The following is a 21,026-nucleotide window of genomic DNA, read 5'->3' as shown; positions in this document are numbered from 1 at the left end:
TTATTTTACAGGTGTGTTTACGTTTGGTTGATTTGTTGGTTTGTTTTTTAATCTTTTAATGGCTTTGAAGTTGGCGAGGGGCTTAACTATGTTTTGCTCGTAAATTGAACTGCTGAGTTGAAAGTGAGCTTTAATGTGTTTTTAATGTAATTACTTTGTGTCGGTTGGCCCCGAAAAAGTAACATGACGAAACAGTTATATGTTTCTAAAAACAATAAATTGAGTAAATTTCATCTAAAAAAATAAAAAAGGCCCAATTAAGGGCCTTTCTAGGGAGGGTTAAAAACTAAAAATCGTATGATAAGTTTACATAGCCAAAACGGCCAATATTATCGTAACTTGCACTACCACTACCTGTACCACGTGTACCGTATGGAAGCTCTCTGTTAAATACGTTATCTACGCCTAATTTAACACCCATGCCATTATCAAAGTTATAACCTACTGTTATATCTGAAATAATATAAGTGCCATAGTTCATTAAGCTACTAGGGTTAGGGTTGTCTTCAAGTTCTTGTTCTGTGTATAAGCTCACTTGTTCAATATAGCGAGTGCTTAAAGAGGTGTAGAAACGCTCGTAGCTATACTCTATATTAATGTTAGCTTGCCACTCAGCTTCGCCAGTTGTACCCGCATATTCAATGAACTCTTCTGGTTCATCTTGGAATGGGAACTCTTTACGTTCAATTAAGTAAGTACCAATTAAACGGGTTGCAAAGCTACCCTCAAGGGCATCAAAGTCATAAGCAAGTTCAAAATCAATACCAGAAGCTTCTTGGCCTGATACGTTTAGAACTGAGTTTTGAATTAGCGTAATTTCACTGTTTGCATCACGCGTTATTAAATCACAGTATTGATTTTCAATACCTGAAGTGCTGTCGACACAGCGATCCAGAATTTCTTGAGATGCAATTGTAGAAATCGCATCTTCTAGTTCTATTTTCCAGTAATCTACCGTTAATACTGCATTTTCAATGAAATCAGGCTGGTACACTAAACCTATCGTTGTACTTGTTGATTCTTCACCTTTAACATCACGGTTACCACTTTGTAAGCCTTCAAGTGTTTGTGAATCGTAGTCTGATTCAAAGCCAACTGGTACACCAAGCGCAGCACAGTTAGCACGGCGAGTGTCGCTATTTTGTAAATCATTTAAGTTATCGGCTAAACAAGGATCATCTACGTTATAGAAAGTTTGGCTAGGTGCGCCAAAAATTTCACCAATATTAGGCGCTCTTAGTGCTTCTGACTGTGTAAATCGCAAGCGTACTTGGTCATTAACAGTCCAATCTAAGCCAAGCTTCCAGCTTGTTGCATCACCAATAGTGCTGTAATCAGCGTAACGCACAGCTGCATCCAGTACTAAATCTTGAACAAAAGGAAGGTCAGAGACTAAAGGAATAGTGGCCTCAGCAAAAACTTCATTTACATCAAATTCGCCCTTATCCTCACCTAAAGCATTGAAGAAAGTCCCCTCAGCGTTATCAGGTTCAATTGTTTCACTTTCTTCTTTACGGTATTCAACACCAAATGCCATACCAACATAACCTGCCGGTACTTCAAAAAGTGCACCATTTGCCAGTGAAGCTGAAACCACTGTTTGTGTGATTTCAGAAGTACCGGTCGATACGGTATTAATATAATCAATGGCTTCTTGGCTAGGTGCGCCAAAACCCATAATGTTTACAGGCACACAGCCGTCAGCACGTGCAGCTTCACTACGACATACAATGTTGCCTTCGTCATCTTCAATTGCATCAAGCGCGAAAGAATAGTTATCTAAAATCATATTAGCGCCATTTACACGCTCAAGTTCGGTTTTACCACGAACCACTGAAGCATCTAGATCCCAATCTTCTAAAACTGTTCCTTTTAAACCCGCTACAAAGCGCGTGGTTTCACGGGTGTTATTTTCGATACGACGACCTAAATCTGTCATCATACGTAAAACATTAATCGAGTCGACGCCTTCACCATCATTAGCCTCTTCCATTAATGTTCTGACGCTGTCATCTAAGTATGGGTTATCTATACTGATTGTATTTCTAGGATCGCCAAAGAAAAATGCTGGTTGACCAATGCTTTCACCTTCACTGTTGACGTATTTTGCTTCAAAATAAGCATTTAAGTCTTCTGTTACGTCATAGTTGACTTTGAAATTAACATTGTATCTTTCAAATTCAGGTTGTATTTCATCAAATTGTGCAAGGTTAAACGAGTCACAATCGGCACACAGTAGTCCATCAACATTGTCACCAATATAAATATCACGCTGTGTTCCATCTGGATTAAACGTATTTACATAGCCGTTACCTACGCTAAATACGCCTGCGTTATTAATTGCATAGTAGCCTGCATTTGGTGTGTAAATTTTATCAGGAAAGTTTGGGTCATCTTTATTAGCATCAGTTTGTGCTTGGTTGCGTAAACTTGAGTAAGAGCCGTCTGTCCACGGGTGATCAAGTGCGTTTAATGAGTCTTGACCAGAGTATTCAACTGCAAATGCTGCGTTACCGCGGCCATTATCAAAGTTTTTACCATATGAAAAAGTGGCTTTTTCGTTGTTATAATCACTTAGATCAGAAACCCCTTTAGTCACACTTACGTTTAAGCCTTCAATGTTGTCTTTTAAGATAAAGTTAACTACGCCCGTTACCGCATCCGCACCATAAACGGCCGATGCACCACCGGTAACTATTTCAACGCGCTCAACCCATACACTTGGAATAGTATTCGTATCGACTGATTGAGAGCCCGCAGAACTTGAAACATGGCGCTTACCATTAACAAGTACTAAGGTACGGTCTGTACCCATATTACGTAAATCAAGAATATTTAAACCGGCAGTACCAATGAACCTGCCTGAGTTTGCAAGTGAGTATGTATTACCTAACGCTGGTAATTTGTTTAAGGCTTCACCAATATTAACTGCGCCGGTGTTAATAAGATCTTCGCCAGAGATAACGGTAACAGGGGCTGGGGCTATTGCGCCTACACGGCTGATCTTAGAACCTGTTACTTCTATTCTTTCTAATTTTTTTTCATCCTCTTCTGCCGCTAATGATGAAAATGCTAAACCTGCAGTTGAGAGACAAAGTGCAGCTTTAATACTGTGAGAGACTATATTAAACGTTTTCATTGAAATTCCCTAGATGATTACTTGTGATTTTAGGTACAGCTCTTGTGCAATGTGTATTAATTACTACGAGCTGTTTATTTATTATTTACATTGCACATTAACAATTAACATGGATATATATGGGAACAACTATTTTTCGCTGAAATCACAATAAAATAAGCCCAAATACAGTGTTAATTAAATGAAAAAAAACATGCTTAACCTTTGTTTTAAAATAAGATTATTCTTCTAATTGAAATTGTTGCCACTGTTTTTAAATCGTATTTAATATAGGTAATTCATGTGTTTATATTGAGATTTTTGAGTTTTTATTAGGCGGTGCTAATTTATATTGTCCCTTTTATGGGGTGTGTTTTTAAGGTGTATTATTTTTGTTTACTGTTTAGTTACATTTATAAAGGTAATACTTGTTACTTACTCGTTTATTGTAAAGCCCCTTTACAGTTACCTAGCTTCCTATGCGCCTTGAGTTACTTTATTACGTAAACTTGATACACTTACACTGTTTTTTATAAATAGGTTTTACCATGAAGTTTTTAGTTTTAATTTTTACTTTTTTATTTAGTACTGCGGCCATTTCAGAGCAAGAAGTTGATCTCGAAGTTAATATGAAAAATACAGGCCTTGCTTATAAAAATGCGGTGCAAGCAGTAGGTATAGGTGGCTTTAATACCGCCATAGATAAGTTTATTACTTTGGTTGAAACCAGTAAAAAAGCGACCTTTCATAAAGAAGCACAAATGTCGCTACAAGGGCTAGATAAAGTTATTGCGCAAGCAAAGTTGGCAAAAAAATTAGCGAATGAGCGCGGGCTTGATGCAGCAAAGCCAGCCCTTAAAAATATAGATGATTTACGCAAGAAGTATCATGAGTTGCACGAGCCTCCAGGTTTTTTTGACTTATTGTTTGGTAATTAACCTCAGCTTTTTTGTAAATTAATGTCGAGCAGTTATTTCAGCGCTACCTAGGTTAACTTTTTCGCAGTAGCGCATTATTGATGCGCAGATTTGTGATGTTTTAATAAAATGTATAGCTGCAGATTAAGTAGTTTGAATGCTCATTTTTCAATATTTTAGTAAAGCTCTTATCTAGGGTGCAGATTAATTAAGGAATAGTAATGGAAATTTCAGTGTCATTGTTAGAGGGTCAAAAACAAAGTGCAAAATTTGGCGACCTTGAAGTAATAAGCGATCAAAGTATTAATGCTGGTGGCGGTGCCGAACACCCAGAACCGTTTGACTACTTCTTAGTAAGCATGGTGCTATGTGCTGGGTTTTATGCACGTAAATTTTGTGAGCAACGCGATATCTCTACACAAGGGATGACGCTTACGCAAAATAATGAAAACGTAGATGAAGAAGGTAAAAAATTATTTTCTATCGAAATTAATTTACCAGATGGCTTTCCTCAAAAATATAAAAAAGCACTTATTGCTGCGGTTAATACGTGTACTGTTAAAAAAGTGATTCAGGCCCAACCTGAGTTTTCTGTAGTTGTTAAATAAAAAATACGGGTAAACATGTATCGTTTACCCGTATACTTCACGGAATTAGTGTTATTTTTTCTTCATTCCTTGTACTGCTTTAAAACGTGGATTGTCTTTACATATTACAAAAACACGTCCTTTTCGCTTCACTATTTGACATCCTGGTCGTTGCTTAGCGCTTTTAAGCGAGCTTAATACTTTCATTACTCACCTTTTTTGGCAGTAGATAAGTTTTTAAAGCGACGGTTAAACTGCGCGACACGTCCGTCACTAGCCACTGTTTTTTGCTTACCAGTATAAAATGGGTGCGAGTCGCTAGACACATCAATAGGCACATACGGATACGTTTTCCCTTCAAGCTCAATTGTGCGGTCTGTTTTAATGGTTGAGCCAATAATGAAGTAGCTATCGGCAGCTGTATCGTGAAAAGCAACCACGTTGTAATCTGGATGGATATTAGGTTTCATAATACGCCTCAAGTTGTTATGTGATAATATAACTATAGGTTATCGCGTTTACGGCATTTGTGCAAATGATTTTTACTCTCATTTACTGGCATTTTTGCTGGCTAATTGCGCAAACAATTCAAAAAATAACCACTTAAACCAAAAATACTGGCTATTAGTTTTTAGGCTGTTATAACTATATAAAAAGTGTTAACAAGAAAATTTTTTACGGTTTAGAGGTAAGCTATGAGCGACTCAGCACAACAAGAACAAATAGACCAAGGGGTGATGGAAACCCTTAGAGAGCGCGATCACACAGTCTTATCTGAGCAAATTAATCCAATAGACTGTACACACAACGATATTATTGAGCTATTAGCACAATATATGGCGTTAAGTGAGCAAGATAACGACGAACTATTTGACGATTGGTTTGATAATCTAAATAAAGAACAGCACACTGTTTTAAAAGTGTTTGAGGTATACCGCGGACAATACGAGCACCAAAATTAATACTTAGGCGCTGGTTAAACATTCACTTAGCTGCGCCTTATTAATTAACCACCAACCTGAGCTTTGGATAATAAAATCATCTCAAGCTGCTAATTTGTTTTGTTTCACATAAAATTTTTAGCTAGCGAAAGCAAACTTAAATATTATAACCACAGCTCAGATTAATAAATGCAATTATAATCAGAGTGTTAAGGCGTTTTCATACAGTTTTTGTCTGCATAGGGCGGGGCTAAACTGACATCAGGGTTCCAAATTCTATCCCACACTTTACTTAGGCTACTTAAATTTGAGCGCTGATTTAGTTTTTCAAAGTTGCTTACCTGCACTCCTTTGTTGGTTTTTTCACCAACTGCAAAATTAAATACGTAATAACACTCCATGCCCATACGTAAGTCAGATAAAACAATTTTATTTTGCTGCTCTTTCACGCTATAAAAACCTTTAGTAAACCATTGTAAGCGTTGTACGCCCCATTCATTTTTAATATCGTTTAGTAAAGCGGGGCTTGTGTTATAGCGGTTTATTGTAACCTCTTCAGGGGAGTCAAATACCGAGGCATAACTTATGTAATATTGCCCATCAGACATTGAAACAACTCGCCATAGCAAGGTTGTAAGCGGGGCGGGGTTGCTTACATAGTTATTAATGTGTATGTGTTTATGTGCAAACGCGGCGTCTATTTTATTGTTAATTATTACTTTTAAAATAAGAGAGCTACATAAATAAAGGCTACTGAGCACAAGCATAGCGGCGTTAATTTTATACATGCGCGGTGTATGTATTTTAGGTATTAAAGTGCACAGAAAGGCCAACAATAACGGCAAGGTGTACAGGGGATCGATTATAAATATATTTGAAATAGCAAAAGGGTGCTCGCTAAGCGGCCAGATTAATTGCGTACCATATACTGTAAAGCTATCGAGTAATGCATGGGTCGATAAACATAAAAATACCAGCCAAAACCAGCGGGCTTTATGTATTTGCATACCGGAGTGTATTTTTAAAATAAGCCAAACAATAAGGGGACTAATTAATAAGTGCACAATAAACGAATGGCTAAAACCGCGATGATAAGTAAATGCCTCCACTGGCCCGCCATAAGGAATAAAAACATCTAAGTCGGGTAAAGTACCTAAAGCAGCACCCCATAAAGCGGCTTTTCGGCCAATTTTATTACCTAATACGGCGTAACCTACTGCGCTACCTAAAACTACCTGCGTTAACGAGTCCATTTTATTCCTTTTTATTTAGGGAGTTAGTTATACTGCCCTTGGGCTTAAAACCAATCCACAATAATACTTAATCATATTGCGGGGCTAAACGTGTCGCTACCTGCGTTAAAAAATTTTAATTTACGATTATAAGGATGCAGGAGCAATTGCTGAGAACAACGAAATAGCCAATTTTTTGCCTAGCTATCAACACGTTTTCCCAGCCTCAATATAGATTACTTAATTAAGCGTTTGGTATAAAAACGTCACTTACAATTTCAGCAGTGGTTTTATAAAGTCTAAAAAGGCCATTATACGCGACGATACAGCACTGTTTTTGTAATACACCGCTTGCACAATTTCGCGGTTGTTTGGCGTGTTAATACTCCCTGGCAGTATTTCTATTAGCTTGCCTGATTTTAAATCACCACCAATCATAAAGTGCGAAAGCAGCGCCACCCCTTGGTTTGCCAAGCATAGCTGGCGTACAGTCTCGCCGCTACTGGCGGTTAAGCCAAAATTTAAAGCTGTGGGCGATTTTAGCGGCCAGTTATTAAGTTTGGGCGAGTCGGTAAAACCAATGAGTTTATGCTGGTTTAAGTCGCTGGTGTGCGAAATAGTCGGTGTATGTTTAAGGTAACTAGGGCTTGCAACTAAATGCAATTTACTTACGCCGAGCTTTTTTGCATGTAGGTTGGAGTCTTTTAACTCGCCTATACGAATTGCTAAGTCGGTTTTATGTTCGAGCAAGTCAATAATGCTGTCGTGGGAGGTTATATCAAGCGTAATGTGGGGGTATTGCTTATTAAATTCAGCAATTAAAGGTACCAATTGGTGTAGTACAAAGGGGCTGGCTGCATCAATACGTAATTTGCCACTAGGGGCTTGTTTTAAAAGCTTTATTGCTTCTTCGCCGGTTTGTAAAGTGTTTAAGCCATCGCGAGCATATTTAATAAAGGTATGGCCCTCTTCGGTTAGTTCTAATCGGCGAGTGGTCCTATTTAGTAATGTACATTGTAACGTGTTTTCAAGGCGGGACACGGCCCGCGACACTTTTGCTACTTGCTGATCAAGCAAATTAGCTGCTGCTGAAAAACTTCCGCTATCTACTACCGTTAAAAACATTTCTAAGTCTTCGGTTTTTGCATGCTGAGCCATACGTGAGCACCTTACTTTTGCATTAATTACAAAAGTATTTTGTCACTAATGCTATTTTTTGCAAACACATTTTTAGTCAAACTGTAAGTCTTAACTAATAATGAGGATTTAATTATGCCATTGGCTTTGTGGGCGCTCACCTTAAGCGCATTTGCAATAGGAACAACCGAGTTCGTAATAGTGGGATTAGTGCCTACTATTGCAAACGATTTAGGCGTAAGCCTACCTTCAGCTGGTTTGCTAGTTAGTTTATATGCAGTAGGGGTTGCCATTGGTGCACCAGTACTGACCGCACTAACTGGGCGTTGGAACCGTAAAATTGTACTAATAAGCTTAATGGGCTTATTTGTTTTAGGTAACTTACTTGCATGGCAAGCGCCTAGTTACGAAACATTAATACTAGCGCGTATTTTAACAGGCTTGGCTCACGGGGTGTTTTTCTCAATTGGCTCAATGATTGCCACAAGCTTAGTAAGTAAAGATAAAGAAGCCAGTGCTATTGCTATTATGTTTACCGGACTTACTGTAGCGCTAGTGACGGGTGTGCCACTAGGCACTTGGATTGGCCAACACTTTGGCTGGCGAGCAACGTTTTTAGTGGTGTCGGTACTGGGTTTAATCGCTTTAATTGGCAGCGCTATTTTAGTACCAAAAAACTTAAAACAGTCTATTCCGGCAACGTTTAAAGAGCAGCTTCAGGTTATTGTTAAGCCGCGCTTATTACTCGTATATTTAATGACAATTTTAGGTTACGGCGGCACGTTCACTGCGTTTACTTACTTAGCACCTATTTTAGAGCAAGAAACAGGTTTTGCTCCTTCAGCGATTGGTTTAATTATGCTGGTTTACGGTGTATCGGTAGCCATTGGTAATATTTGGGGCGGAAAACTGGCTGATAAACGCGGCCCAATTAGCGCACTGAGTATTATATTTAGCGCGCTGACAATTATTTTATTGGCTTTTACTTTTACGATGGAATCAAAAGTAGCGGCCGTACTGACTATTTTAGTATGGGGTGCATTTGCGTTTGGTAACGTACCAGGCTTACAGCTTTATGTCGTAAAACAGGCGCAAAAGCATACTCCTAATGCGGTAGATGTCGCATCGGGCTTAAACATAGCAGCGTTTAATATTGGTATCGCATTGGGCTCAATTATTGGTGGCAGTGTAGTAGAGGGCATGTCACTTCAAGATACCGCTTGGATTGGCGCAGCAATTTGTGCTCTAGCATTAGTAGTAACTCGTTACAGTGGCATGCTTGATAAGCGAGAAGTGAAACAAGCATAAAGTATTCTGCTAAGGTTGAAACTTAAATTTATGACCTCATTACCTGTATTGAGGTCATAATTTTTAGGTGACAACACAAAAGAAGTAAAAGGTGTATTTCGTAAAACTTTAAACAGTTTGTATTTTTAACCGATTATTTTATAAGGACAGAGCCATGACACAACGTGTAATAGAAATGCCAGATTTAGGCATGGGAACATTCCGTTTAGAAGGCGATACCGCCTACAATTCAGTAAAAATGGCGTTAGAAGTGGGGTTTCGTCATATTGATACTGCGCAAATTTATGGTAACGAAGAGCAAGTAGGCCAAGCTATAAAAGATAGTAACATTCCGCGCAGCGAAATATTTTTAACCACCAAAGTGTGGAACAACAAGCTTAACAAAACTGACTTTATTGCCAGCGTTGAAAAGTCACTTGAGAAATTACAAGTAGACTCTGTCGATCTACTGCTTATTCATTGGCCAGCGCCTTCAAATGATGAACCAATGAGTGAGTACCTAACGGAGCTTTTAAAAGCTAAGCAGCTTGGTTTAACAAAACATATTGGCGTATCTAATTTTACTATTGCCAACTTAAACGAAGCAATGCAAACACTTGATTCGCGAGAAATATTTACTAACCAAGTTGAGGTGCATCCGTATTTAACCAATACTAAGCTACGCGCTTTTTGTGCCCAGCACGATATTCACGTTACAGCGTATATGCCATTTGTAGTTGGTAAAGTACTTAAAGATCAAACTATTATAGATATTGCTAATAAGCATGAGGCATCGCCAGCGCAAGTAGTTATTGCATGGATTAATGCCAACGGCATGACCACTATTCCATCGTCAACTAAGCGTAAAAACTTAGAAGATAACTTTAATGACCATGTTAAATTAGACGCTGAAGACATTGCTCGTATTGACGGACTTGATTGTGGCGACCGCCAAGCAACGCCTGATTTTGCGCCGCAGTGGGATCAGTAATAAAATACGCAAAACAACATTAGGTGTAGCAAAGCTGCACCTTTATTTTTTTAAAAGGACTCCGCATGTTAACGGTAATTGCCACTATAGCGAGCAAAAATATCGACGCAGAGGTTGTTTTAACTGCGCTCGAAAATCTGCAAAAGTATTCACGTCAAGAAGTGGGTTGTTTGCGTTATGAGTTGTCGGTTAAACGTGACTCAGACAATACCGAGTACCTTGTAAGTGAGCAATGGGCGTCGCAAGAACACTTTGAAGCTCATAAACAAGAGCCTCACTACAAAGCATTTGGTACCCAAGTTACCGGGCTTGTAACAAGCAGTAATATTGATGTGTACAACACCATCGGCTAGTAAAAAGCACTCTTAATATTGGTTAATGAGTAAAATTCAGTGGCGGCGTAAACATACATCGCCATTTGCGTTACTTAGTCTTTTAAATACCCACCTCGTATTAAAACCTCAGCCATTTTATTTAATCGATAAATCGTACTTTAAAATAAGTGCATCTATGTAACGGGCGCGTAATGTGTGTTGTTTTTCGTGATCGGCACCGTGGCCCAATGCTTTATTGAGTAATTTCATCGCGGGGTGAAGCTGCGTCCGCTCTTGCTGGTTTAAACTTCCTTTAGTGCGCAATTCAGTAATATCGTCTACCAGCAAGCGGCCTATATCCACACATACTATTTCGTCAATTAAACCGTTTTGTGTCAGTACGCCGTATTTGCTGCATAAAAACTGTTGCCACACTTGCTGTAAATGCTCGTCTATTTCGCAGCCAAATAATTCTTCATTAAAAATAAAACCTTGCTGGGCAAGTTTACTCAGGCTTGCCGTGTACTGCTGCGCAAAGTAATTAAAGGCATTGCTTGAGGATTCAATTTTTTGTTTTATTAGCCCTTGCCCCCAATTTACACAGCCGCGCGGGTAATAGTCATCGTACTCTTCACATTCATACAAACCAGAGTACGAGCTGCAACTTAATTGGCTTTTTATACAATAACTTGGTTTAGGAAAAATACTTTGCTGCTGCCATGTATCTAGTTGCTCGGCATCAATATTTAAAGCATGGCAAAGCTCATCGGTGTTATAAAAATGAGTGGCTAAGTAGTCAGATAAACGCATAATGGCTCGCTTAAAGTTAAAAATACAAACACTGTTTAAATGTACAGCATTTGTATTTTGTATTATCAAACTAAATAACACAAGCCATTTTACGTTTATTATTCGCTTAGGCCTGCAAAAATGCGTGCAAGTATGTTACAAATAGCGCAAGTTTTATAAATAATGAATTTTTATGCGCACCCTAGAACAAATTAAACAAGCAAGCTTAATTACCGCCATTAAAACCCCATACTTAGCCAATGGTGAAATAGATTTAGCAAAGTACGATGAACTCGTTGAAATACAAATTGCAGCGGGTGTAGATGGCATTGTGGTTGGTGGTACAACCGGCGAAGGCCAGCTAATGAACTGGGAAGAGCATTTAATGCTTATCGCGCACAGTGCAAATAAATATGGCGATAAGCTCGTGATTGTAGGGAATACGGGTAGCAATAATACCCGCGAAGCTATTAAAGCCACTAAGTATGGCTTTGCAAGTGGTATGCATGCCGCGCTGCAAATTAACCCATATTATGGCCGCACTTCTATTGCTGGTGTTAACGAGCACTTTAAACGTGTACTGGATATTGGCCCTGCGTTTATTTACAACGTAGCAGGGCGCACAGGGCAAGATTTAACCCCTGATATTATTGAGCCATTAGCAAAACACCCTAATTTAATTGGTGTAAAAGAATGTGGTGGTAACGAGCGTATTGCTCATTACGAACAGCAAGGCATTGCGTGTTGGTCAGGTAACGATGACGAAGCACACGATGCACGTCACACGCACAATGCACACGGTGTTATATCGGTCACATCTAATCTTATACCAGGGTTGTTCCGCCAATTAATGGATACTAAAAATGATGCGTTAAATACCTCATTACAACCTTTAATGAACTGGCTATTCTGCGAGCCAAACCCGATTGCAATAAACACCGCAATGATGATGACAGGCGCGGTAAATCCCGTATTTAGATTACCGTATGTTCCACTGAGCGATGAGCAACAAGCACAAGGCGAGGCCTTAATAAACGCGCTTAACGTTGATGATATTGTGGGCAATAAAGCTAAGTGTATAAAACAAAGTGATATTGCTTTGCTTTCTTAGGTTATATGAGCCAGCGCTGAACAGTTAGTAAGTGCTGGCATTTATTTAATGAATATTTTACTTTTATTGCTAATATCGGTAAAATTCTCGCCCCCTTACTTACTAAATAACGTTTATTTGTGAAATTTGTTGTTGAACAACTCGCTACATGGATTAAGCCTGAACAGCGACAAAGCCCCTCTGAAAATTGGTACGACTCATCACCAATTACATTAAGTTGGGTACCTGCAATGCAGCGCAGAAGAATGACACCATTTGTAAAAATGGTTTTACATACTGCGCACCAGGTTACAAATGATAAAGGGTATGAAAACATGCCTGTTATTTTTTCATCACGCCATGGCGATTTCCATAAAACAGCTAATTTATTAGGAGAGCTTGGTGAGAAACAACCTCTATCTCCGACAGGCTTTGGTTTAAGTGTGCACAACGCTGCGATTGGTATGTATAGCATTATTAGCGGTAACACCCAACCTATGAACGCTATCGCAGCGGGTAAGGATAGCTTTGCTTGCGCTTTGATTGAAGCATATATAAAGTTGGTTGAGTATAAACAACCACATATATTACTTGTGCATACAGATGATTCACTCCCAGAGCCGTACACAACATTTGTTGATGAGGCACAAATAACACATTCTATTGCGTTAGTTATACGTTTAGCTACAGAAAAAGAAGCTCATTTTAGTTTAACTAAACAAGCCACTAACAATAGCGAACAAACAACTACTCCTTTAAGTTTAGAGCTTGCTAAAGCAATGTTTAACAAACAAAGCGCCAGTGCTAATGGTTGGTTGTTAACACACTATGCTTAATACAATAATAAGAGTAATAGGCCTTGTTTGGCGCATTATAGCCACTGGCCTTTGTTTTAGTGTATTTGGTTTGGGTGGGCTATTTTTAGCCTTACTACTATTCCCCGTTCAACGTTTATTTCAACGCTGTCCTGTAAAGCAAAAAGAAGATGCGCGTACGGTAGTGCATTATAGCTTTAAATTTTTTGTCGCTTTAATGCATTATACTGGCGCTATCCGTTTTCATATTAAAGATAAAGCCCATTTAGCTAATTTGAAAGGCGAGCTTGTTTTGGCTAATCACCCATCACTTATTGATGTTGTGGTACTTATATCGGTTATTAAAAATGTTGATTGCGTTGTAAAAGCACACCTTTTTAAAAACCCTTTTATGCGTGGTGTGATAAAAAGTACAGGTTATATAAGCAATGAAGACCCGCAAGAATTATTAAAAGAATGCGAGCAAACACTAAAAAGAGGGAATAACTTAATTGTTTTTCCTGAGGGAACACGTTCAGTACCTCATAATTCGCTTAAATTTAAAAGAGGGGCTGCAAATATAGCCCTTAGATGTCATGCCCCTATAACCACCGTATTGATTAAAATGAAACCTAATACGTTAACTAAAGGGACGCCTTGGTACAAAGTAGCCCCATACCAAGCGCATTTTTCTATGCAACTAGCACCACATTCTTTCAAAAGCGATATTATTTATACAAGCGACGTACCAGCAATACAGTCCCGCCAGCTTACGAAAGGCTTACAACAATACTTTACAAAAGAGCTTAGCTATATATGAGTGAATTAAAACAACAAATTAAACAATTGATTATTTCGAGCCTAGATCTTGAAGATATGACCACTGCCGATATAAAAGACGACGAGCCTTTATTTGTAGATGGTTTAGGGCTAGATAGCATTGATGCGCTAGAGCTCGGGCTTGCTATCAAAAAAGAATTTGACGTAAAAATTGATGCAAATTCAGAACAAACTAAAGCGCATTTTGCGAGTGTTAACTCTTTAGCGCAATTTATAGAACAATCACGTACTTAATTAACACACACTAGGAATAATAATGAAAACCGCTGCTGAAATTTATGATGTATTACACGGCATTTTAGAAAATGAATTTGAAATAGATGCTGAAGATATCTCTTTAGAAGCTAACCTGTACGAAGATTTAGACTTAGACAGTATTGACGCTGTAGATTTAGTTGTTAAGTTACGTGAAATTACAGGTAAGAAAATTGAGCCTGACGCATTTAAACAAGTTCGCACTGTGCAAGATGTTGTATCTGAAATAGAAAAGCTCGTTAAATAAGCATGTTTAAGGCATTTTTAACAGCGTTAATAATGATTTTTTTAACCTGTTACCCTTTCATTGTTTATATAGGGCTGACACGTTTCAACAGTTATTTACTCACTGTGATTTTATTAACACTGTTAATAATAAGGCTTTGGTTAAGCAAGCCTTTATTAGCTAAAATGCCATGGATAAAGCCAGCCTCATTACTGGGAATTTTAGCTATTGGCTTATCAAAAACGATGGGCAGTGATTTTGGTATTCGGCTTTATCCGGTTATTGTAAATACTGTTATGTTTTTTGTTTTTGCTTTCTCGCTTTATAAAGGTCCAAGTATCATAGAAACGTTTGCGCGTATCACTGAGCCAAAGCTTGATAAAAGAGCCATTTCGTACACTAAAAATGTAACTAAAATATGGTGCGTTTTTTTTGTTTTTAACGCCAGTATAGCGTTATACACTAGTGTGTTTACAGCTCTTGATGTGTGGGCATTTTATAACGGTTTTATTGCATACATTATTATGGGTGTTTTATTTGCAGTAGAGTGGTTAGTAAGGAAAAAAGTAAAAAGGAATGCAGGTGTTTAATACTTTAGATAACGCAAGCATAAATATTCGATTTAATCATAACGGCTCAGCGTTATCTGAGCGTCAATTTGTTAATGATATTAATCAAGTATTGGCTAAAATTCCGCAATCGCCTACTAAAGCATCGGCAGTGCTTTTCAACAGTAGTAGCTATGATTTTGCTGTAAACCTTTTTGCATTGGCGCATAAAGGCTGGACTATAATTTTACCGCCTAATGGTCAAAGCGAAACACTCAATGCGCTTTTAGAGCAAACCCCTTACTATTTGGGCGATAGTGATTTGGTCGAGCATGCGACTACGCCATTTGAAAATATTGGTAATTTAACAACGACACCTAACTACACACCGTTCAATAAAATTGCTTGGCCGAGTGAAGGTAACCTTGTTTTTTATACTTCTGGCTCTTCAGGTCAAGCTAAGCCTATTTTTAAATCGTGGCGAGTGCTTAATAAAGAGATAAAAACGCTCAACAGTACGTTTGCTTTAAAACGTAATCCTGTATTTATTGCCAGTGTTTCGCATCAGCATATTTACGGTTTGTTATTTAGAGTGTTATGGCCGCTTAGCAATAACCACATAATTGATACAGACTTGCTTAACTACCCCGAACATATTGCTACTAAACTTAAAACAATTACACAGGCCGTATTTATATCCAGTCCGGCACAGCTAAAGCGGCTGCATCAAGATAACGTTTTAATAGAAGAAAAGTCACATTTACAGTGGGTTTTCTCATCCGGTGGGCCGCTTCAAAATGAAGACGCTGTCACTTTAAATAAACAGCTAAATAAACCCATTACTCAAGTATTTGGCAGCACCGAAACTGGCGGAATTGCATATCGTCAGGTTGTGTCTTTAGAGAACGTTAGTCATTGGCAGCCATTTTTAGGGATCACATTACACAGTACCTCTGAACAACGATTAGTGTTGAATTCGCCTTTAGTTGAGCAAACAAACTATTTATTAGATGACCGAGGTACATTATTTCAAAATGGCCAATTTGAATTACTAGGTCGTTTTGACCGTATTATAAAGCTTGAAGAAAAACGCTTAAGCCTTGACGAACTAGAGCTACATTTATGCAAAAGTGAGTGGGTACAGGAAGCTAAAGTAATAACGCTAAATGGGAAACGTTTAGTATTAGGCGCTGTTATAGTGCTTACACATAAAGGACAAGCATATTTAAACGCCAATGGAAAGTTAGCGACTAATACGCTTTTAAAAACACATACATTGAATCGTTTTGAAGGGATCTGTACGCCTAAAAAATGGCGTTTTCTAAATCATTTACCCTACAACACGCAAGCTAAAATAAATTTAAAAGTATTGGAGTCTCTTTTTGTCAAAGCTGATTAACACAAAGCCTGAACTTGTTAACTGTGTATCGTCAACACAGAGTCATTGCCTAACGCTTTTTATACCGCCAAGTTTAGATTATTTTAAAGGTCACTTTAGTCAAGGCCCTATTTTAGCAGGTGTAGTGCAGCTCGATTGGGCCGTAGATGCCGTGCGAAAATACTTTAATGTTAAACGTGAAGTAAAAGATATTGAAGTGCTTAAGTTTCAGGTTGTTATTACCCCTGGTCTAACAATTAAATTAACTGTAGAAGAAAAGCCTGGCGGTAAGTATGGCTTTTCGTATCAATCAGATAAAGGCCAACACGCCTCAGGGCGTATAGTGTTTAAAAGTGATACAGATGAATAATTTTTGTATTGTTATACCTAATTTTAATCATGTAAGTGTTATAGATGAAGTACTTGCAACGTTAACTGAGTATACGCTGCCAATAATAATGGTTGATGATGCCAGTAGTGTGCAGGCTAAATCTCTTTTTGCTACTCTTGAGAAAAAATATGCCCACCTCACTCTTATATCGCATGAGCAAAATGAAGGCAAAGGCGGTGCGGTACAAACAGGATTGCGCTGCGCGTATGAGCAAGGTTATAGCCATGCAATACAAGTAGATGCAGATGGGCAACATAATTTATCAGATATCAAAAAGTTGATTGAGCTTTCAAACACACACCCACAGGCATTAATTAGTTGTTGCCCAGTGTATGATGAATCGGTTCCTAAGCACCGTTACTTAGCACGTTATTTAACCCATGTGTGGGTATGGATAGAAACGCTCAGCTTTAAAATTGTGGACTCAATGTGTGGTTTTAGAGTCTACCCTTTAAATGTGACTAATAAGCTTATAAGTGAGGTTAAGCTCGGTAAACGTATGGACTTTGATCCAGAAATACTGGTTAGGTTATATTGGCGCAACGTTCCATTTGTTTTTTTACCAAGCCAGGTTATTTACCCAGAAAATGGCTTGTCACACTTCCAGCCACTCCAAGATAATGTGCGTATTTCGTGGTTACATACGCGTTTATTTTTTGGCATGCTGCTTCGTTCACCTGTCTTACTATGGCATAAATATAAGAGACGTTATGGCCGTTAAACATTGGTCTAAAATGCAAGAGCGAGGTAACTTTTTAGGTATACAAATATTACTATTTGCCCATAAAGTACTTGGCCGTAAAGGGTTGTGGGTTATTTTATTCCCGGTTGTTTGCTATTTGTTTATTACCGGTAAAGTTGCACGCGCGGCTTCTAAGCAGTTTTTAGTCCAAGTTAATAATTACAATAATGTTGAGCGTAAAGTAACTTTTAAACAACAGCTTATGCATTTTTGTAGTTTTGCCGATAGCGCCCTTGATAAAATTGATGGTTGGCTCGGTCGAATTTCAAAAAAGGATATCCAATATACTAATGAACAGCTGTTTATTGATTTAAATGAGCAACAGCAAGGGGCCATTTTTATTGGCTCTCACCTGGGTAACCTTGAGGTATGTAGAGCACTGAGCCAGCATCGCAGCAGTAAAAAAATTAATGTGCTTGTATTTACTCATCACGCTGTTGAATTTAATAAAATGCTTAAAAAAATTAACCCCGCGGTGTCGGTTAACTTAATTCAAGTGAGCGATATGGGGCCTGATCTAGCTATTTTATTAAAAGATAAAGTAGAGCAGGGTGAAATAGTCGTTATTGTTGGTGATAGAACAAGCGCTACAACGGGTGAGCGATCAACACGTGTTGAGTTTTTAGGTAAGCCAGCATCTTTTTCTCAAGGGCCTTTTATATTAGCTGCATTATTAGATTGCCCCGTTTACTTTTTATTTTGCTTAAAAGATAAAAAAACAAAAAAGTATCATGTGATTTTTGAACATTATAGCCAAACATTAAAAATACCCCGCTCACAAAGGCAAGGTCTATTAACCACTGTTATTACAGATTTTTCTGCGCGTTTAGGCTTTTATGCCGCGCGGTATCCTTATCAGTGGTTTAATTTTTATGATTTTTGGCAAAACGATCAGCAAGTAGAACGCAGCAATGCAAAGGAGAAGTAGAGTGTCAGCTCAGGAAGTACAGCTTTTTGGAAACCAACAACTTTCTATTGAAGATATTGTTAATATTGCACATCAAAATACTCAGGTGCAATTAAGTGGCTGCGAGCAATTTAGCGCAAAGATTGATAGCGCGCTTAGCTTTTTAGACTCTCTACTCAAAGAAGATGGTGTGATTTATGGGGTAACTACAGGCTATGGTGACTCAGTCACGGTTCCTGTACCACTTAACTTAGTTGATGAGCTACCATTACATTTAACGCGCTTTCATGGTTGTGGACTAGGCGATGTGTTTAATAAAGTGCAAGGGCGTGCAATTTTAGCTACGCGCTTAGCATCACTTTCACAAGGCTATTCTGGCGTAAGCTGGGAAATGCTTAATCTTCTCAAAGACTATTTAAACCTTGATATAGTACCTGTTATTCCTCAAGAAGGTTCGGTAGGCGCTAGCGGTGATTTAACCCCACTGTCGTATGTAGCAGGTGCTATGGTTGGTGAACGTGATGTTTTTTACAAAGATAAAATACTTAACAGCGCACAGGTAATGCAAGCGGCTGGTTTAAAGCCTTTAACGCTTCGCCCAAAAGAGGGGCTTGCAGTTATGAATGGTACAGCTGTGATGACCGCACTGGCTTGTTTAGCGTTTGATAGAGCCAATTACTTAGCAAAACTTGCAAGTAGGATTACTGCATTGTCTAGCCTTGCTCTTAAAGGTAATAGTCATCATTTTGATGAAATTTTATTCTCTGTTAAGCCTCATCCTGGGCAGCAACAAGTTGCTAAATGGATACGAGATGATTTAAACCATCATGACCATCCTCGTAACGCTGATAGACTGCAAGATAGGTACTCTATTCGCTGTGCACCGCATGTTATTGGTGTGTTGCAAGATAGTTTGCCATTTTTCAGGCAGATGATAGAAAACGAGCTTAATTCTGCAAACGATAACCCTATTATTGATGGCGAGGGTGAGTATGTACTTCATGGTGGCCATTTTTATGGCGGCCACATTGCAATGGCAATGGATAGTATGAAAACGGCGATTGCAAATCTGGCAGATTTAGCTGACAGGCAAATCGCTTCATTGGTCGATACTAAATTTAATAATGGATTACCATCAAATTTATCAGACAGTGAGGCTGAACGTCGTTACATAAATCATGGCTTTAAAGCCGTGCAAATAGGCGCCAGTGCCTATACTGCTGAAGCGCTTAAGTTAACGATGCCTGCAAGTGTATTTTCTCGCTCTACTGAGTGCCATAATCAAGATAAAGTAAGTATGGGGACTATTGCCTCACGTGATTGTTTGCGTATTTTACAGCTTACAGAGCAGGTTATTGCAAGTACGTTACTAGCAAGTATTCAAGGGGTGAGGCTGCGTATTAAACAAGGCGAACTCGAATTTTCAAGTTTAACTGCAGATATGCAAGCGATGTATACTGACATAACTCATTATTTCGAAAACCTAACTGAAGATAGGCCAATGGAAGCGGTACTTAGACAAACCATTAGTTATATTCAAGAAAAACGTTGGGCTTTATATGAATAGTAAAGGCGCTTTGCTAACTCATGAAGTGGAAATTGAAATTCCATTTCATGACTGCGATCCGATGAATGTTGTATGGCATGGTAATTACCCTCGCTACTTAGAGGTGGCTCGCTGTGAGTTACTGCGATTATTTGATTACGACTATCCTCAAATGATGGAGTCGGGTTATGCGTGGCCAATAGTGGATATGCAAATTAAGTACGTGGCATCCGCCATATTTACCCAAAAAATTAAAGTGACCGCGCATTTAAAAGAGTTCGAAAACCGATTAAAAATTGATTATGTAATTACAGATGCCATAACGAATAAGCGTATTACTAAAGCGACTACCACTCAAGTTGCTGTTGAGATATCGACTAAAGAAATGCAGTTTGCCTCACCAGCGGTGATAGTTGATAAGCTTGCAAAAATACTTAGCTAATATTGGATGATGCTATGAATTATTTAAAAAATTGTGTGTTTGTTAGTGCTCTTTATTTTGTTTTTTTTAGTGCCAGTTTATTAGCTGCTACGACAGTTTCGGGTGAATTTAAGCAATTAAAGCATTTTGCCGGTTTCTCTAAACCATTCATCTCTAAAGGGGAGTTTACACTTGAAGGGGAAAAGCTGCTTTGGTATGTAAAAACACCAGTGCAAAGTACATTACTAATCGAGAATGGCCAAGTATTTGTGAAAAATAAAGAGGGTGAGCTTACTCCTCAGCCTGGCAGCGAGCAGTTTGTAGGCTTATTAACTGACTTACTCGCATTAGATATGAAAGCCTTATATGCGCGGTTTGATGTAGCAAATCAAACAGGCTGTTTATTATTAAAGCCAAAAGATACGCTATTAAAACAGCTGTTTAGCCATTTTATTCTTTGTGAAAATAACCAGCGTGTACAAAGTATAACCTTAAATGAGCACTCGGGTAGCAACACAGTAATAGAGTTTTCTTATGCAAATACACCTAATAATTAATAAGTGTAAGTAACCTTC

The 21,026-nt window shown here is 38.4% G+C and carries 25 protein-coding genes; 19 read left to right on the top strand and 6 right to left on the bottom strand.

The features are described 5' to 3' along the window. Positions 1-286 precede the first annotated feature (286 nt). Complete coding sequence (locus tag PSH48_RS06275; RefSeq protein WP_256846304.1) at positions 287-3,139, bottom strand: TonB-dependent receptor domain-containing protein; 2,853 nt, start codon at positions 3,137-3,139, stop codon at positions 287-289. A 527-nt stretch (positions 3,140-3,666) separates the two neighbouring features. Between PSH48_RS06275 and PSH48_RS06270 the strand changes: the two genes are divergently transcribed. Both PSH48_RS06270 and PSH48_RS06265 read left to right on the top strand, forming a co-directional pair. After that, positions 3,667-4,056, top strand: a complete 390-nt coding sequence (locus PSH48_RS06270) for a cytochrome b562 (protein WP_264389850.1) — start codon at positions 3,667-3,669, stop codon at positions 4,054-4,056. Positions 4,057-4,256: 200 nt separating this feature from the next. Continuing rightward, a complete protein-coding gene (locus PSH48_RS06265) occupies positions 4,257-4,643 on the top strand; it encodes an OsmC family protein (protein WP_004586490.1) in 387 nt (128 codons plus the stop codon). Between the two features lie 51 nt (positions 4,644-4,694). On the opposite strand, the gene ykgO is transcribed toward PSH48_RS06265, so the two are convergent. Then, the gene (gene ykgO / locus PSH48_RS06260; protein WP_004586489.1) at positions 4,695-4,829 is read right to left on the bottom strand and encodes a type B 50S ribosomal protein L36; all 135 of its coding nucleotides are present in this window, start codon (positions 4,827-4,829) and stop codon (positions 4,695-4,697) included. Then, on the bottom strand, positions 4,829-5,092 hold the full coding sequence (locus tag PSH48_RS06255; protein ID WP_004586488.1) for a type B 50S ribosomal protein L31: 264 nt from the start codon (positions 5,090-5,092) through the stop codon (positions 4,829-4,831). Before PSH48_RS06255 ends, ykgO begins: the two co-directional genes overlap by 1 nt. Positions 5,093-5,317: 225 nt before the next feature. Between PSH48_RS06255 and PSH48_RS06250 the strand changes: the two genes are divergently transcribed. Further along, entirely contained in the window at positions 5,318-5,584 is a 267-nt protein-coding gene (locus tag PSH48_RS06250; protein WP_273606115.1) for a hypothetical protein, read from the top strand. A gap of 188 nt (positions 5,585-5,772) precedes the next feature. Here PSH48_RS06250 and PSH48_RS06245 read toward each other — a convergent pair whose 3' ends face one another. Together PSH48_RS06245 and PSH48_RS06240 are read right to left on the bottom strand one after the other, a co-directional pair. Then, positions 5,773-6,816 (bottom strand): metal-dependent hydrolase, encoded by a 1,044-nt coding sequence (locus PSH48_RS06245; protein WP_273606116.1) that lies wholly within the window; start codon positions 6,814-6,816, stop codon positions 5,773-5,775. A gap of 249 nt (positions 6,817-7,065) precedes the next feature. Further along, entirely contained in the window at positions 7,066-7,953 is an 888-nt protein-coding gene (locus tag PSH48_RS06240; RefSeq protein ID WP_273606117.1) for a LysR family transcriptional regulator, read from the bottom strand. 114 nt (positions 7,954-8,067) lie between these two features. Here PSH48_RS06240 and PSH48_RS06235 point away from each other — a divergent pair, with 114 nt between their 5' ends. The 3 genes from PSH48_RS06235 to PSH48_RS06225 all read left to right on the top strand — a co-directional run bounded on the left by PSH48_RS06235 (position 8,068) and on the right by PSH48_RS06225 (position 10,563). Further along, the gene (locus tag PSH48_RS06235; RefSeq protein WP_004586485.1) at positions 8,068-9,240 is read left to right on the top strand and encodes an MFS transporter; all 1,173 of its coding nucleotides are present in this window, start codon (positions 8,068-8,070) and stop codon (positions 9,238-9,240) included. Between the two features lie 154 nt (positions 9,241-9,394). Then, positions 9,395-10,210 carry a 2,5-didehydrogluconate reductase DkgB gene (gene dkgB / locus PSH48_RS06230; protein ID WP_004586484.1) on the top strand — a complete coding sequence of 272 codons (816 nt, stop codon included), beginning with the start codon at positions 9,395-9,397 and terminating at the stop codon, positions 10,208-10,210. Positions 10,211-10,275: 65 nt separating this feature from the next. Continuing rightward, positions 10,276-10,563 (top strand): putative quinol monooxygenase, encoded by a 288-nt coding sequence (locus tag PSH48_RS06225; protein ID WP_004586483.1) that lies wholly within the window; start codon positions 10,276-10,278, stop codon positions 10,561-10,563. 117 nt (positions 10,564-10,680) lie between these two features. On the opposite strand, the gene PSH48_RS06220 is transcribed toward PSH48_RS06225, so the two are convergent. Next, positions 10,681-11,334, bottom strand: a complete 654-nt coding sequence (locus PSH48_RS06220) for a DUF6058 family natural product biosynthesis protein (RefSeq protein ID WP_024031799.1) — start codon at positions 11,332-11,334, stop codon at positions 10,681-10,683. A gap of 172 nt (positions 11,335-11,506) precedes the next feature. On the opposite strand from PSH48_RS06220, the gene dapA reads away from it, so the two are divergent. From dapA to PSH48_RS06155, 13 genes are all read left to right on the top strand, one after another. Continuing rightward, a complete protein-coding gene (gene dapA, locus PSH48_RS06215; protein WP_029771987.1) occupies positions 11,507-12,424 on the top strand; it encodes a 4-hydroxy-tetrahydrodipicolinate synthase in 918 nt (305 codons plus the stop codon). Positions 12,425-12,543: 119 nt separating this feature from the next. Further along, positions 12,544-13,239, top strand: coding sequence for a beta-ketoacyl synthase chain length factor (locus tag PSH48_RS06210; protein ID WP_273611134.1), 696 nt, complete (start codon positions 12,544-12,546; stop codon positions 13,237-13,239). Continuing rightward, entirely contained in the window at positions 13,232-14,017 is a 786-nt protein-coding gene (locus PSH48_RS06205) for a lysophospholipid acyltransferase family protein (RefSeq protein WP_029771989.1), read from the top strand. Before PSH48_RS06210 ends, PSH48_RS06205 begins: the two co-directional genes overlap by 8 nt. After that, complete coding sequence (locus PSH48_RS06200; RefSeq protein WP_004586478.1) at positions 14,014-14,271, top strand: phosphopantetheine-binding protein; 258 nt, start codon at positions 14,014-14,016, stop codon at positions 14,269-14,271. Before PSH48_RS06205 ends, PSH48_RS06200 begins: the two co-directional genes overlap by 4 nt. 22 nt (positions 14,272-14,293) lie before the next feature. Beyond that, positions 14,294-14,539 carry an acyl carrier protein gene (locus PSH48_RS06195; protein WP_004586477.1) on the top strand — a complete coding sequence of 82 codons (246 nt, stop codon included), beginning with the start codon at positions 14,294-14,296 and terminating at the stop codon, positions 14,537-14,539. A gap of 32 nt (positions 14,540-14,571) precedes the next feature. Next, the gene (locus tag PSH48_RS06190; RefSeq protein ID WP_273611133.1) at positions 14,572-15,108 is read left to right on the top strand and encodes a hypothetical protein; all 537 of its coding nucleotides are present in this window, start codon (positions 14,572-14,574) and stop codon (positions 15,106-15,108) included. Then, entirely contained in the window at positions 15,101-16,465 is a 1,365-nt protein-coding gene (locus tag PSH48_RS06185; RefSeq protein WP_273611132.1) for an AMP-binding protein, read from the top strand. Before PSH48_RS06190 ends, PSH48_RS06185 begins: the two co-directional genes overlap by 8 nt. Further along, entirely contained in the window at positions 16,449-16,814 is a 366-nt protein-coding gene (locus PSH48_RS06180; protein WP_029771994.1) for an ApeI family dehydratase, read from the top strand. Before PSH48_RS06185 ends, PSH48_RS06180 begins: the two co-directional genes overlap by 17 nt. After that, entirely contained in the window at positions 16,807-17,556 is a 750-nt protein-coding gene (locus PSH48_RS06175) for a glycosyltransferase family 2 protein (RefSeq protein ID WP_273603541.1), read from the top strand. Before PSH48_RS06180 ends, PSH48_RS06175 begins: the two co-directional genes overlap by 8 nt. Next, the gene (locus tag PSH48_RS06170; protein ID WP_029771996.1) at positions 17,546-18,505 is read left to right on the top strand and encodes an LpxL/LpxP family acyltransferase; all 960 of its coding nucleotides are present in this window, start codon (positions 17,546-17,548) and stop codon (positions 18,503-18,505) included. Before PSH48_RS06175 ends, PSH48_RS06170 begins: the two co-directional genes overlap by 11 nt. A 1-nt stretch (position 18,506) precedes the next feature. After that, complete coding sequence (locus PSH48_RS06165; RefSeq protein WP_273611131.1) at positions 18,507-20,051, top strand: HAL/PAL/TAL family ammonia-lyase; 1,545 nt, start codon at positions 18,507-18,509, stop codon at positions 20,049-20,051. Further along, positions 20,044-20,472: an acyl-CoA thioesterase gene (locus tag PSH48_RS06160; RefSeq protein ID WP_096042938.1), complete on the top strand. Its 429-nt coding sequence runs from the start codon at positions 20,044-20,046 to the stop codon at positions 20,470-20,472. Before PSH48_RS06165 ends, PSH48_RS06160 begins: the two co-directional genes overlap by 8 nt. Positions 20,473-20,486: 14 nt before the next feature. Beyond that, the gene (locus tag PSH48_RS06155; RefSeq protein WP_273611130.1) at positions 20,487-21,008 is read left to right on the top strand and encodes an outer membrane lipoprotein carrier protein LolA; all 522 of its coding nucleotides are present in this window, start codon (positions 20,487-20,489) and stop codon (positions 21,006-21,008) included. Positions 21,009-21,026 lie beyond the last annotated feature (18 nt).

The organism is Pseudoalteromonas sp. Angola-4 (assembly GCF_028599265.1).
GTDB classification, from domain to species: Bacteria; Pseudomonadota; Gammaproteobacteria; order Enterobacterales; family Alteromonadaceae; genus Pseudoalteromonas; species Pseudoalteromonas atlantica.
Note: the sequence above shows the minus strand (reverse complement) of the source record. Positions and strands in the feature narration are given on the sequence as shown.